Below are 13,545 nucleotides of genomic sequence, written 5' to 3'. Positions count from 1 at the left end.
AGCCGGCCGACGCGTCGGCCCCGGGTACGCCGTTCGGGCGAATCCCGGCCTGCCGCCGCGCACCGACTCGCCGGTAGCGAACCGTCACCAGCACACTGCCCGGTGTGAACTCGAAGTCGCTGCTGCGGTCCACCGTCCTGCTCGCCGTTGCTGCCGGGATCGCCGCGTCCCCGGTCCAGGCTGGCGCGGCGATCCACCAACTCCCCTCCGAGGGTGCCCAGTTCGTCAGGCTCGACCACCCGCAACCGGTGCGCGAGAGCGCCCGGACCGAGGCGGTGGAGTTCTTCTGGTACGACTGCGACCACTCGCAGGCGCTCGAACAGCCCCTGCAGGCCTGGGCCGAGAAGCACCGCGACGACGTCTCGCTGCGCCGCGTCCCGGCGATCTGGCCGGGCAGCCCGGACGAGGGTGTGCAGCGCGGCCATGCGCGGATGTACTACACGCTGGAGCGCCTCGGCATGGTCGAGCGTCTGCAGACCAGCGTTTTCCGTGCCGTCCACGACGAGGGCGCCGACCTCACCACCGAGGCCGCCGCCACCGACTGGGCCGTCCGCCACGGCATCGACGCCCAGCTCTTCGGCCAGGCCTACCGGTCCGCCGAGGTGCGCCAGTCGGTCGACGACGCCGCTGCCGCGTTCACCAGCTACGGCATCAACGAGCTGCCGACGGTCATCGTCCAGGGCGAGTACCGGACTTCGCCGACGAAGGCCGGCGGCGTCGAGGCGATGCCCGAGGTGCTGGACTACCTGGTGCAGCAGGAGCAGCTGAAGAAGGACTGAGCGCCACGGTGTCCGTGGCGATGTGTCAGCTCGCTCATGTGCTCTCACTCGCAGGCCTTGCCTAACCACTAAAATGCTGTTTAATGGTTAGCATGAGCGAGCTGACGATCCCACACATCCACCACCGCCACGTCGACGTCGACGGGCTGCGCATCTCCTACCGCGAAACCGGCCCGGCCGACGCCCCCGTCCTCCTGCTGCTGCACGGTTTCCCGTCCGCCTCTCACCAGTACGCCCGGCTGCTCGACGCGCTCGGTACCCGCTACCGCCTGATAGCCCCCGACTACCCGGGCTTCGGCCACAGCGACAGCCCCGCACCCGACACCTTCACGTACCGCTTCGACACCCTGGCCGACGTGATCGAGGGCTTCTGCCTCGCCCTCGGCCTGGACCGCTTCGCGCTGTACGTATTCGACTTCGGCGCCCCCGTCGGCCTGCGCCTGGCCACCCGCCACCCGGAGTGGGTCACCGGTCTGGTGGTCCAGAACGGCAACGCCTACGAGGAGGGACTCTCCGACCAGGCGCGGGAGTTCATCGCCAACCGGCGAGGCGTCCCGGGCGCCGGGGAGGCCGCCCGCTCGATCCTCACCCTGGAGGTCACCCGCAGCCAGTACGAGGGCGGTACCGGCGACCCGAGCCTGGTCGCCCCCGACGGCTGGACCCTCGACCAGCACTTCCTCGACCTGCCCGGCCGCAAGGACATCCAGGTCGAGCTGGCCCTCGACTACTTCTCCAACGTCGAACTCTACCCCGCCTGGCAGGCCTGGCTGCGGGCCAACCAGCCGCCCACGCTGATCCTTTGGGGACGCAACGACCCCTTCTTCACCGAGCCCGGCGCCCGCGCCTACCTGCGCGACCTGCCCGCGGCCGAGCTGCACGTGTTCGACACCGGGCACTTCGCACTGGAGGAGAAGCTTCCCGAAATCGCCCCGCTGATCGACGACTTCCTCGCGCGCACACAGAAGTAGCCGACGGTCCAGGGTCGTTCAGCCGTGGCAGTGTTCAGTCGCGGCGCAGCAGGTACGTGACGAAGCCGAGCGTCCCCCGGTAGCCGTGCAGCCACTCCGCCCGGTGCCGGTCGGCGGCTTCCCGGGCGGCCGCCGCGTCCGGATGGTCCGGGTGGTCCAGCGCCCACTCGGCCAGCGAGCCCGTCCAGGCGAACTCGTAGTCGTCCCACTCCCGCTCCGTACTGACGTACCCGGACACCGGCGTCCAGCCGTCCGCGAGGACCCGGTCGGTGGTCGTCGCCAGATCCGCGAACTCGTCCCGGGTCGCACCCAGCCCGTCCAGGGCGGCCCGGGACGGATCGCGCTGCCAGAATCCCTCGCCGACCAGCAACCGGCCACCCGGGGCCAGGAGTTCGCGGGCCGCCGCGAACGTCGGAAGCAGTCCGCCGAAGGCGTGCGTGGAACCGACGCACAGCACCAGGTCGAAGGGCTCCTTCGAGGTGAACTCCCGTGCGTCCAGGTGGTGCAGGCCGATCCGGCGCACGACGCCGAGAGCGGTCGCGGTCTCCCGTGCGCGGGTCAGGGCCAGGGCGTCCAGGTCCACCCCCACGGCCTGCCAGCCCGGGCGCGCGGCCAGCGCCCGGACCAGCCAGGCGCCCTCGCCACAACCGAGGTCCAGCGCCCGGCCGTCCTCCTTCCCGGCCGTCGCGCGGTCCAGCAGACGGGCCACCGACTCGTCCGCCAGCGGGGCAGCGATCGGGTGGTGGGCATGGGCGAGGCGGGAGATCTGCTGACGGTCCATCCGAGCAGTATGGAGCCGATCGGCACACGACGCCGGGGATTCCCCCGGTCCGCGGGGGAGGACGCCTGCTCGCGGGCGTGTACAGGGGTCACGCCCGCGAGTAGGTCCGGCCCTTCCACGCCGCGCCCCGGCCGCGCCAGTGCTGCACCGCCGAGTCGACCGTCATCAGCAGGTACAGCCCCGCCGTGAACGGCAGCAGCACCACGGCCGGGGCCGGCTGCCCGTAGTACCGGACCATCGGCAGGTACGTCCCCGCCATCAGCGCCCACGCCGCCCCACCCGCCACCGCCACCACCGGCGCCCCGGCCACCAGCCCGGCCACCGTCGCCACCGGCGGCACCAGGTACACCAGCGCCAGCCCCAGCACCGTCCCGAGCAGCAGCAGCGGCGAGTGCCTCAGCTGGGCGTACGCGCTGCGCGACACCATCCGCCACAGCTGTTCCAGCCGCGGGTACGGGCGGACGCTGTCCACCTCCCCGGCGAGACCCAGCCAGGTCCGGCCGCCGGTGGACTTCACCGCCCGGGCCAGCGACACGTCGTCGATCACCGCGCCCCGGATCGCCGCCACCCCGCCGGCCCGCTCCAGCGCCTCGCGCCGCACCAGCGAGCAGCCGCCCGCCGCGGCCGCCGTCCGGGCACCCGGACGGTTGCTCCGGCGGAACGGGTACAGCTGGGCGAAGAAGTACACGAAGGCCGGCACGATCAGGCGCTCCCAGCCGGTCTCCACCCGCAGCCGGGCCATCTGCGACACCAGGTCCAGGCCATTGCTCTCGGCCGCCGCCACCAGCTCGGCGAGCGAGTCCGGGCCGTGTGCGATGTCCGCGTCCGTCAGCAGCAGGTACTCCACGTCCGGACCGGCCAGCTCCACCCCGTGCCGCAGCGCCCACAGCTTGCCCGTCCAGCCGGGCGGCAACGGGGGAGGCGTGGTGACGGTCAGCTCCAGCCCGTCGATCGTCCGCAGCTCCGCCGCCAGCGGGCCCGTGCCGTCCGAGCTGTGGTCGTCCACCAGGATCACCCGCGCCCGCCCCGGGTACTTCTGCGCCAACAGCGTCGGCAGACTCACCGGCAGCACCGCCGCCTCGTCCCGGGCCGGCACCACGATCGCCGCCTGCGGCCAGCGGACCGGCGGGCGACGCGGCGGCAGCCGCACGTCGGTGCGCCAGAACAAGCCGTGGCAGCACGCCAGCCAGAGCCAGACCAGCAGGGAGAACGCGGCGATCCACAGCAGGACGGTCACCCCGGCAGTCTGCCGCAGAACAGGGCCGAGCGGGCGGATCGACTAAAGTCTTGACCCGTGAAGATCGCACTGATGGACTCCGGAATCGGCCTGCTGGCCGCCGCCGCCACCCTCCGGAAGCTGCGCCCGGACGCGGACCTGGTGTTGTCCTCCAACCCGGCCTCGATGCCCTGGGGGCCGCGTACGCCCGAAGAGGTCACCGAACTGGCCCTCGGCTGCTGCCGGGCCGCCGCCGCGCTCGAACCCGACGCGCTGGTGATCGCCTGCAACACGGCCTCCGTCCACGCGCTCGCCACCCTGCGCGCCGAACTGGAGCCCGGACTGCCGGTGATCGGCACCGTCCCGGCCATCAAGCCCGCTGCCGCACTGGGCGGCCGGGTCGCCATCTGGGCCACCCCGGCCACCACCGGGAGCGCCTACCAGCGCGGACTGATCCGCGACTTCGGCGGGACGGCGGACGTCACGGAGGTCGCCTGCCCGGGCCTCGCGGACGCCGTCGAGCACGGCGACGACGACGCCATCACGGCCGCCATCGCCGACGCCGCCGCCCGCACGCCGGCCGGCACCGACGTCCTCGTGCTCGGCTGCACCCACTACGAACTCGTCGACGACCGCATCCGCGCCGCCGTCGCCCCGACCGCGTCCCCGGCGCTCACCTTGCTCGGCTCCGCCGACGCCGTCGCCGCCCAGGCCCTCCGCCGCGTCAGCGACCCCACCCGCACGGGGACGTGCACCCTCACCGTGCTTCACGCCGGCCTCCCCGCCGTACTCCCGCCGGCCGCCGCCCTCTACCCACAGGGCAACACGCTGGCCACCCTCATCGGCTGATCCATCCCGGCAACGGCGGCCACACATCAGTCCCACGTGGCGGCGATTTCGGGACCCAACAGCCGGATTCACACACAAAGCGCCAGACACGGCGCGGCGCCCTGAATACCCGCAAATGGGCTTCGCTGCCGATTTCCGTTGCGCGATGAAGAAAATCCGGGCCGCCCCATTTCCCGCAGGAAATGCCGACAGATCCGCTGCCCGGCACTTCTATCCGCGTAGATGCGCCGCCCCCACCGCCCGACCCGGCAGCCACAGGAAGTCGGCCCGGCCGACTTCTGGTGGGAGCTGCCTGCTGGTGGCCGGTCCGGCGGGCCGGGCCGCAGTGCGCTGCGCAGGAAGTCGGCCGATCCGAACTCCTGTGTCCGGCGACGTCGCCCAGACTGGATCTACTCGCATAGAAGGCTGGGCCCTGCCTGTCTGCCTGTCGCGCGCGGGAAGTCGATCAGGCCGACGCCCTGTGCAGGCCGGCGCCCGCGGCCAGCCCGGCGGGTGACCTGCGATGCGCCGCATGGAAGGCGGCCCAGTCGACCCCTCGCGCGAGCTGCCTGCTGGTGGCCGGTCCGGCGGGCCAGGCCACAGTGCGTTGCGCAGGAAGTCGGCCGATCCGACTTCTCGCGCGACGGCCATCCGGTACTCGCCTGAGCCCGTGGCCGTGGGCGCGTTCGATGGGCGGGGTGGGGGTGCATTGCACTGGGAGTCGACCAGGTCGACTTCTGGGGCGAGCTGCCTGTGCTTGTGGGCACCCTTGCAGGCCGGGTTGCGGTGCGCCGCACAGGAAGTCGGCCGATCCGACGTCCCGTGCTTGGCGGTGCCGGCCTGTCTGCAGCGGCGCTGTATCTACTCGCGTAGACAGCCTGCTTGTGGTGCGTGAGAAGTCGACTGGGCCGACTTCTTACGCATCGGTCACCCCGTGCTTGTGCGGGGGCTGGTGCGGGCCCGCCTGCCTGGTGGGCGAGGGCGCGGTGCGCTGCACAGGAAGTCGGCTGGCCCGACTTCCTGTGCCCGGCGATGTCCCGGGGCGGCTGCGGCGCGCGCTGTCTACTCGCGTAGCGGGCCGCTCGGCTTGCGGGGTGCGAGAAGTCGGCCTGGCCGACTTCCTGCGCGGGGTGGGTGCCGGATCGCCCGCCGCCGGCGGCTTGGAGTGTTGGCGCGCGGGGAGTCGATCGGTTCGACGACCGGCTGCGCAGAGAGCTTGACCTACTCGCGTAGACCGCCCAGCCGGTGCATGCCGTGCGCGAGAAGTCGGCCTGATCGACTTCTCGCGCACGGGTCACCCCCGGCGGCGGCGCGCTCGAGCGCCGGCGCGATCGCGATGCGGCGACGTGTGGGGAATCGGCCGATTCGACTTCCATGCCCGGTAATGTCCCGAGGCTAATCCGCGGCAGCCTTCTACTCGCGTAGACATGACGCCGTGCACAGGAAGTCGATCCAGTCGACTTCCTGTGCACGCGCTACCCGCCGCACGCGCTACCCGCCGCACGCGCTACCCGCGTAGATATCCCTCAAGGCACCATTTCCGTGCCCTATTGGCATTTCGAATGACTGTCGGGCACGCGCCGGGGGTCAGGCGACGGCTTGGCGGCGCCAGCGGCGGTAGGCGGGTTCGAGGCCGGAGAGGATGGTGTCGAAGCGGCGGGTGCTGGTGGTGGAGTCGACCTGGAGGCGGCTGATCTGGAGGGGGTGGGAGGGGAGGCGGGGGCCCAGGCGGTGGTCGGAGAGGAAGCCGAGGCGGTAGCCGAGTTCCTGCAGGACGGTTTCGGCACGGGGGTCGTGGCCACCGTCCGGGTAGGCGAAGGCGGTCGGCGGCTCGCCGAGCCAGCGGGTGAGGGCCTCGTGGGCGCCGGTGATCTCGGCGCGGACGGTGTCGTCGTCGCAGCGCCCGAGGCACGGGTGTCCCTGGGTGTGGTTGCCGATCGCGACGCCCCCGTCCCGCAGGGCGAGGAGGTCGGCGGGGGTGAGCTGTTCCTGGCGGGGCGGTCGGCGGTCGGCGCTGACGCGCAGCTCGTGGAGGCTGCGTCGGCGGTCCGGGTCGGGCATGGCCTTGAGTCGGCGGAGCAGCTGGGACGGGTGACCGCAGTCGAGCGAGCGGGCGCGGCCGCCGTGTCGGGCGAGGAAGTCGGCCTCGTGCCACCAGAACGGTCGCTCGGTGCCGATGAGCTCCGAGATGACGAAGGCGGTGGCCGGAATGCCACGGGCGTCGAGGGCGGGCAGGGCGTGGGTGAGGACGCTCCGGTCGGCGTCGTCGAAGGTGACCAGGACGCTCCGGGGCGGCAGTGGCCGCCGCTCGGTCACGGCCTGGAGGACGGCGGTGAGCGACACGGGAGTGGCGAGCCGCTGGAGCCGGTCGAGTTGGGCGCCGAACGACCGGTGGTCGGTCACCCCGTGGTACGCGAGCACGGCGAGGCGCTGGGCGGCCCGGGCCCGGAACAGCGGCTGGACGGGGGCGAACCGCAGCCATTCGCCCCGCGCGTCCTGCTGTTCCGTCTCGACGGTCAGTCGGCGACGGCCCCCGCCGTGCCGGCTCACCTCGTGCCGGTCCGCAGCCCACCTGACAGGGGGCGGCAGTGCGCGCACGCCGGGCATGGGCCTGGCGCGGGCCATGGAGATCGATGTTGTGGACTGGGACTGCGGCACGGTTCCCCCTCGTTCGCCGAGCGGCGTGGCGGTACCGCCGGAGGACGGAGCCCGGCCTCCGACTCCAGGGGTCGGCGGCTCCGCCCCTGGACTTTCCTGTTCTCGGTGGGGGGTTCACACCCGTCCCTCGAACGGCTCCTGGATCACTCAATGCCATTGAGACCGTTGCACCGCGGGGATGGTTGTACCGGGGGGACGAGGATTTTTCGTGGACTGATTGTGGAGTAGGAATGCGCATCCGGGGGCATCGGGCGCCGCTTCGGTGGGGCCCGGATCGGCCGCCGTGTCGCCCCGCAACCACCCCCGTAGCCACCCCCGCCCGACCCCGGACGGGTGCCGATCCGTCGGTCGCGCAGAGTGTTCGATCCTGCACTCCCTGCGGGCTGCCTCCCGCTTCGGCCCGGGGTACCTTGGGCTCATGGCAGATGCGGACCGTGACCCCTTCCACTTGCACGGCGCTTCTCGGATGGCTCGCGTGTGCAGTGGCGGAGCCCTGGTCACCCACCAGCTTCCGCTGGCCGTGGTGGGTGTGGCCTGCCTGGCGGCGGGGATCGTCGTGGCGGTGCTCGTTCCGGACAGTGGCGGCCCGGCCTGGGCGATGGCGGTGGCCGGCTGCCTGGCGGCGGGTGTCCTGCTGCTCGGTCGGATCGCCTTCGGTCACTTCCGTGACCGGCGCCGCGCCGCGCTCTAGAGGCGGACGAGCCGACCGGACGACACGGGCCGGAGGCGCCGGCCGGAGAACACTGACGGGGCCACCCGCCCGCTCGCCCGTATGTCGATCGCGTTCGGAATTTCGAAACGGCAGATCGAGCGAAATTGGTCAGACCGACCGAATATCGTCCTGTCGGACAATCTCCCGCCCCCTTCTTTCACCATTCTTGGACGGCGGCTTCATCACGCCTCTACTGTGAATGCGTTCTTCCGGCTCGAAGCGCCGTAGAGGGGGAGCGATGAGCGGCAGATCGGATAGTGCCATGTCCACCTCATGAAACGCGGTGGTGATCTCGCCCTCGCCGCCCTGGCCGCGATCGTCGCGCTACCGCTGGCCGTACTGATCGCCGTCCTGCTGCGCTGCACCAGCGGTGGCCCGGTGCTCCAGCGGCAGACCCGAGCCGGGCAGCACGGCCGCGAGTTCCAGATCCTGCGCTTCCGGACGGGTGGGGACAGCGGGTTCGGCACCCTGCTGCGCCGCACCGGCCTGGAGGAGCTGCCGCGGCTCTGGAACGTCGTCCGCGGCGAGATGGGGGTGATCGGCCCCCGACCGGCCCGGCCCGATCAGGTGGGCCGCTACTCCTGCCGCGAGCGCGCCCGGTTCGCCGTGCGCCCCGGGCTGACCGGCTGGGCCCAGCTCCACGGTCATGCCGCCGAACTCGATCTCTGGTACGTCGAGCACCGCTCCCTCCGGCTCGACCTGCACATCCTCGGCCTCACCGTCCTCGCCTTGGTGCGCCCGACCACCGACCGGCTGCGCCCCACCGGAGACCCACCGCGCCGACCTGGTTGAGCAGACCCGGCCGCCCCGACCCGGCCGACTTGGCCGACCCGAGCCGCTCGAGCGGACCCGGACCACCCGACCCCGGCCGACCCCACCCCGGCCGGCAGCCGCCCCGATAGGCTGCGCCACATGGCAATTCCCCCCTTCCTCGCCGACCTCCGCTCCCTCGTGGGCCACCGCCCGCTGTGGCTGAGCGCCGTCGTCGCCGTCGTGCTGGACGATCGCGACCGGGTGCTGCTCGCCCGCCGAGCCGATGACGGCCGCTGGGCGCCGGTCGGCGGGATCCTCGACCCCGGCGAGCAGCCCGGCGACGGCGTGGTGCGCGAGTGCGAGGAGGAGACCGGCGTGGTGGCCGTGCCCGAGCTGCTGGCCTCGGTCACCGTCTCGCCGCAGGTGACGTACCCGAACGGCGACGTGACGCAGTACCTGGTGCTGACCTTCCGCTGCCGTGCGGTCGGCGGCGAGGCGCGGGTGAACGACGACGAGTCGCTCGAGGTCGGCTGGTTCGCGCTGGACGAGCTGCCGCCGATGATCGAGTCCGAGCACGAGCGGCTGCGCCACGCGCTGGAGTGCGAGGGCCCGGCGGTCTTCACCTGGGAGGGCCAGGAGCGCCCCTGACCGGCCGCGGGCGCGGCACCCGGTCAGCCCTTGTGCTGCCGGTAGGCCTCCTCGGCCGCGTCCAGCACCGCCGCCAGGTCGCCGCCCGCCGTCGCGGTCGCGGTCGCGGCCACCGCGCCTTCGACGAACGGGGCGTTGGCGAACCGGACCGGGAACGGCAGGCCGTGCTCGTCGGCGTCGGACAGCAGGGCGCGGACGGTGGTGACGGCCCCGCCCAGGTCGGCGAGCACCACGACGCCGTGGCCCTGGTCCACCCGGCGGGTCGCGGCGGCCACCAGGACGGCGCTGATGCCGGGCCCGTTCGACGGGTCGCCGCCGGTCGCGGAGATCGGGGCGGGGGAGTCGGATCCGGTCAATGCGAGCGCGAGGTTGCGTACGGCGGTGGCCAGTTCCTGGCTGTGCGAGACCAGGACGATGCCGACCCGGCCGTGCGTGGGGGGCCGGGCGGGGGTCGGCCGGGGCAGTGGCGTGGCCGAGGGAGGCGTACGGGGTGCCGGGGGGTGGGCCGAGGGGGCGTCGGAGATGGGGATGACGTCGGCGCGGGTGCCGTCCCGGCGGCTCATCGGCTGCTCCCTTGGGCGGTTCGGTGGGTGTTGGGGTGGGCGGGGTCGTCGGCGGTGCGGTCCGGCCCCTGGGGGCCGCGGAGGGCTCTGTACGGTCGGAGGGGGCGCTCTCCCGCGCTTGCCGGCCCGGGCGGCGCCCTGGCAGCACTCTGGCAGCTGCCCGCCGCCCCCGCCGGTCGGGACACGCCTCGACCTTTCCGCCGCGCCTCGAGCCGTCCTCCGGCGGCGCCCGTCCATAGCCGGAGGAGTCCTCGTCAACCCGCTGACCGGGGCCGGGCGGTGTGGCTAGGCTGGGCCCGGAACATCGTCGGGAGGAGATCGGTCAGTGGCAGTCAACACTGGGACGGACACGGAGGCCGGTGGCGCGCAGCCGGGCCTGGCGCCGAGCGGGAAGCCGAGGGTGGACTTCACCGGCGCGGAGTGGCTGTGCAGCAGCCAGGGGGTCGGAGACGTCCAGATCGCGTTCGTGGACGGGTACATCGGGATGCGGGACGGCCGCCAGGAGGACGGGCCGGTCCTGGTCTTCACGCCGGCGGAGTGGCGGGCGTTCGTGCTCGGCGCCCGGGACGGCGAGTTCGACCTCACCTGAGCCGCTCGCCTGAGCCGCCTCGAGCTGCTTCGAGCCGCTCGCCTGAGCCACTGCGGAGCGGGCTCCCGGAACCGACCGGGGGCCCGCTCCGCAGGCGGTTTTCCGGTCGGAACATCACAACTGATGATCTATTGAGCGTGCTCCGTCAGAATTTCTGTTGACTGTTAGACAAACGCAGCTCAGAGTATGAGCACAGGCAGACGCCGTGCCCACCGCCCCCACGCGGCCAGACACGGCGCCTGCTGTGCGGCCCGGCAGCGTTGCCAGGCCATCCTCCCAGTCATCCCCTGCGCACCGGGGTGCGTCGGCCGGTCCCGGCCCACAAGGGGCCGGCAGTCGCCGGGAGGCTGGCGCCGAACCCGAGAGCGACTCGGATCGCGGCACCGATGCTCGGGACCCGCACGCCCCCACGCGGCGGCGTCCCGAGCAGATCCACGGGAGCGACGGGCCGGGGCCCCGCGGATCTGGCTTGTGATGCATGGAACTGTTGGCTTGTGTTTGTGCTGTGTGCGACGACGAAGCTGGGTGCTCGGCAGTTCGGCACGACAAGTGCACGGTGAGGGATACGCGGGTAGGGCCGCGTTGCGACATGCCGTCCCCCCGGAGGGTGAAAACCAGAACGGCTGTCGTGCTGAACCGAACGTAGCCCGGACGGTTGCTCAGAGTCAACATTGGTCTCTGAGCGTCGATGCTCCCGCCCGCCCCCCGCCGGTGCCCCACCCACCCCACGAGCGCGGTGTGCCGGACACGTACGATGTTCCCATGTCTTTTCTCCGCCGTCGCTCCGGACAGCCCGCCGGCCCGGACTTCGACGTGCTCGCGATGGACCCGGGCGACTGGCCCGGTGACTTCGGTGCGGCCATGATGACCGGCCCGGACGGCTCCTGCCAGGGGATTTTCCTGCGCTACGACCTGTTCGGCGGCAGAGGCCCGGCGATGTTCATCGGCAACCTCCCCGAAGGTTCGCCTGCCCGGGAGACCGGCGACGACGTGCCCTTCGAGGTGCGGCAGCTGCTCGCGGCGCTGGAGAACGACGAGTCGGTCGAGTTCGTCTCGGCCGAGGACTTCCCGGTCATGCTCGGGGACGACCTGCTGATCGTGAAGAAGGTCAAGGTCAGCGAGGAACGCGTGTTCTGCGCCCAGTTCGGCCGCAGCGACGGCGTCCTGGTCACCATCGCGTCCTGGGACCGACCGATTTCGGACGACCTGTATCAGCTGCTGAAGCCGCTCCCCGCGGACATGTTCCAGCAGGGCTGATCCTCCGGGATCCCCGGGGCTGCCGGCGGCGGTTCGTCCGGCGCCCGTCCGGCGCCCGCCCGGGGGCCGGACGCCGCTTGACGGTATCGATCAACGGTTCGTACAGTCGCGAACATGCCGTGCCGTCTTCCGCTGCTGACCCGTCGCAGGCATCTGGATCTGCGGCGCACCGCCAGCGCGGTGTGTCCGGGCCGCTGAGGGGGCTCCGTCCCCCGGCGGCGGGTGGTCGGCCGGGTCCGGTCGACGCCGAAACCCGGGGGCGGGCCGTGAACTGACCTCCGGGGCCGCCAATCGGTACCGCGCGCCCGTGCGGCGTGCCGCCCGCATCCGTCGAGCCCACGCTGCCGCCCGGAGGCACAGCATCATGACGACCCGCGCCGCCAATCGTTCGTCCGTCGACCGTTCGCCCGAGGAGCACCCTTCCGGCGACCGCCCGCTCGACGACCGGCCCTCCGCCGATCGCCCCTCCGCCGGCCGCTCCCGGACCGGTTCGCCGGCGTCTTCGCCGCCGTCGACTTCCGGCCAGGCCGATTCAGGCCGTCCGACATCCGGCCATCCGACATCCGGCCAATCGGCATCCGGCCATCCGACGTCCGACCGCGCGGCGGTCGAGACCGCGCTGGCCGGGTTGCCCCGGGTGGTCGACCTGCTGGCCGCCCGCGCCGAGGAGCACGACCGCGACGCGACCTTCCCGTACCAGGGCATCGAGGCGGTCCACGAGGCCGGACTGCTCACCCTCACCGTTTCCCGCAAGTACGGCGGACCGGGCGGCTCGCTTGCCGACACCGTCCGGGTGCTGTCCCAACTCGGCCGTGGGGACGCCTCGGTGGCCGTGGTCACCGCGTTCACGCTGCTCCGGCATGCCGAGCAGGCCCGCCTCGCCGACTGGCCGACGGCCGGCTACCGGCGACTGATCACCGAGTCCCGGCGTGGCCCGGCGCTGGTCAACACGCTGCGGGCGGAGCCCGGCGCGGGATCGGGCGAACTGCCCGAGACGGTCGCCCGGCGGGACGGCGACGGCTGGCTGCTGACCGGCCGGAAGACGTACTGCACCGGCGCCGAGGCGCTGGCCTGGATGGCGGTGACCGCGCGGACCGAGGAGGAGGAGCCGAGGATCGGGACCTTCCTGGTCCGCGGTGAGAGCGAGGGCCTCGAGATCGATCCGACCTGGGACCAGCTCGGCCTGCGCGCCAGCGCCAGCCATGACGTCGTGCTGGACGGGGTCCGGGTGCCGGCCGACCTCGCACTCGGCCTCGGCGCCCGTGAGTCGAAGGACGCCGACGCCGACGCCGAACTCTCCCGCGCCTGGCACGATCTGGCCCTCTCCGCGGTGGCGATCGGTGTCGCCCGGGCCGCCGAGTCCTGGCTGGTCCGCTTCCTCAACCAGCGCACCCCGGCCAACCTGACCGAGCCGCTCGGCATCCTGCCCCGCTACCGCTGCGCCCTCGGCGAGATCGAGGCGCAGCTGATCGGCGCCGAGGAACTGGTCGAGGGTCTGGCGCCCCGGGTGGACCGGGGCGAGCCGGACGCCGTCGCCCGGACCGGCCCGGCCCACCTGCTGGCCACCCGGGCCGCGACGACGGCGGTCCAGCAGGCCGTCGCCCTGACCGGCAACCCCGGCCTGAGCCGACGTCACCCGCTGGAGCGGTACCTGCGGGACGTGCTCAGCAGCCGGGTGCACCTGGCGTCGGACGAGACCGTCCTGGAGGCCGCCGGCCGGGCCGCCCTGGAGCGCGGCGCCCGGCCGTAGCACGCCTGGTCGTACGACGCGCGGCGGTAAAATGCCCGGCCGG

The 13,545-nt window shown here is 72.8% G+C and carries 14 protein-coding genes; 10 read left to right on the top strand and 4 right to left on the bottom strand.

All coding sequences use genetic code 11. The features are described 5' to 3' along the window. The first annotated feature begins 104 nt into the window (after positions 1-104). Together ACZ51D_RS35780 and ACZ51D_RS35775 are read left to right on the top strand one after the other, a co-directional pair. Complete coding sequence (locus ACZ51D_RS35780) at positions 105-779, top strand: thiol:disulfide interchange protein DsbA/DsbL (RefSeq protein ID WP_465664640.1); 675 nt, start codon at positions 105-107, stop codon at positions 777-779. A gap of 92 nt (positions 780-871) precedes the next feature. Next, positions 872-1,747, top strand: a complete 876-nt coding sequence (locus ACZ51D_RS35775) for an alpha/beta fold hydrolase (protein ID WP_465664639.1) — start codon at positions 872-874, stop codon at positions 1,745-1,747. Between the two features lie 34 nt (positions 1,748-1,781). Here the strand turns inward: ACZ51D_RS35775 and ACZ51D_RS35770 are convergent, their stop codons facing one another. After that, positions 1,782-2,528 carry an SAM-dependent methyltransferase gene (locus ACZ51D_RS35770; RefSeq protein ID WP_465664638.1) on the bottom strand — a complete coding sequence of 249 codons (747 nt, stop codon included), beginning with the start codon at positions 2,526-2,528 and terminating at the stop codon, positions 1,782-1,784. 88 nt (positions 2,529-2,616) lie between these two features. Next, complete coding sequence (locus tag ACZ51D_RS35765) at positions 2,617-3,765, bottom strand: glycosyltransferase (RefSeq protein ID WP_360504954.1); 1,149 nt, start codon at positions 3,763-3,765, stop codon at positions 2,617-2,619. A 57-nt stretch (positions 3,766-3,822) separates the two neighbouring features. On the opposite strand from ACZ51D_RS35765, the gene ACZ51D_RS35760 reads away from it, so the two are divergent. Then, on the top strand, positions 3,823-4,593 hold the full coding sequence (locus tag ACZ51D_RS35760; protein ID WP_465664637.1) for a glutamate racemase: 771 nt from the start codon (positions 3,823-3,825) through the stop codon (positions 4,591-4,593). Between the two features lie 1,566 nt (positions 4,594-6,159). On the opposite strand, the gene ACZ51D_RS35755 is transcribed toward ACZ51D_RS35760, so the two are convergent. Beyond that, a complete protein-coding gene (locus tag ACZ51D_RS35755; RefSeq protein ID WP_465625461.1) occupies positions 6,160-7,197 on the bottom strand; it encodes a polysaccharide deacetylase family protein in 1,038 nt (345 codons plus the stop codon). A gap of 508 nt (positions 7,198-7,705) precedes the next feature. Between ACZ51D_RS35755 and ACZ51D_RS35750 the strand changes: the two genes are divergently transcribed. The 3 genes from ACZ51D_RS35750 (at position 7,706) to ACZ51D_RS35740 (ending at position 9,343) form a co-directional block, all read left to right on the top strand. Continuing rightward, positions 7,706-7,921 carry a hypothetical protein gene (locus ACZ51D_RS35750; protein ID WP_360504948.1) on the top strand — a complete coding sequence of 72 codons (216 nt, stop codon included), beginning with the start codon at positions 7,706-7,708 and terminating at the stop codon, positions 7,919-7,921. Positions 7,922-8,215: 294 nt separating this feature from the next. Next, on the top strand, positions 8,216-8,734 hold the full coding sequence (locus tag ACZ51D_RS35745) for a sugar transferase (protein ID WP_465625458.1): 519 nt from the start codon (positions 8,216-8,218) through the stop codon (positions 8,732-8,734). A 120-nt stretch (positions 8,735-8,854) separates the two neighbouring features. Then, positions 8,855-9,343 (top strand): NUDIX hydrolase, encoded by a 489-nt coding sequence (locus ACZ51D_RS35740; RefSeq protein ID WP_465625456.1) that lies wholly within the window; start codon positions 8,855-8,857, stop codon positions 9,341-9,343. A 23-nt stretch (positions 9,344-9,366) separates the two neighbouring features. Here the strand turns inward: ACZ51D_RS35740 and ACZ51D_RS35735 are convergent, their stop codons facing one another. Then, entirely contained in the window at positions 9,367-9,906 is a 540-nt protein-coding gene (locus ACZ51D_RS35735; RefSeq protein ID WP_360504943.1) for a PTS-dependent dihydroxyacetone kinase phosphotransferase subunit DhaM, read from the bottom strand. A 376-nt stretch (positions 9,907-10,282) separates the two neighbouring features. On the opposite strand from ACZ51D_RS35735, the gene ACZ51D_RS35730 reads away from it, so the two are divergent. The 4 genes from ACZ51D_RS35730 to ACZ51D_RS35715 all read left to right on the top strand — a co-directional run bounded on the left by ACZ51D_RS35730 (position 10,283) and on the right by ACZ51D_RS35715 (position 13,502). Then, positions 10,283-10,495, top strand: coding sequence for a DUF397 domain-containing protein (locus ACZ51D_RS35730; RefSeq protein WP_097239819.1), 213 nt, complete (start codon positions 10,283-10,285; stop codon positions 10,493-10,495). A 762-nt stretch (positions 10,496-11,257) separates the two neighbouring features. After that, positions 11,258-11,752, top strand: coding sequence for a hypothetical protein (locus ACZ51D_RS35725; protein ID WP_360504941.1), 495 nt, complete (start codon positions 11,258-11,260; stop codon positions 11,750-11,752). Between the two features lie 114 nt (positions 11,753-11,866). Continuing rightward, on the top strand, positions 11,867-11,950 hold the full coding sequence (locus ACZ51D_RS35720) for a putative leader peptide (protein ID WP_355211871.1): 84 nt from the start codon (positions 11,867-11,869) through the stop codon (positions 11,948-11,950). 439 nt (positions 11,951-12,389) lie between these two features. Then, positions 12,390-13,502: an acyl-CoA dehydrogenase family protein gene (locus tag ACZ51D_RS35715; protein ID WP_465664659.1), complete on the top strand. Its 1,113-nt coding sequence runs from the start codon at positions 12,390-12,392 to the stop codon at positions 13,500-13,502. Positions 13,503-13,545: the final 43 nt, after the last annotated feature.

It is taken from the genome of Kitasatospora sp. NPDC033851 (genome assembly GCF_055576085.1).
Note: the sequence above shows the minus strand (reverse complement) of the source record. Positions and strands in the feature narration are given on the sequence as shown.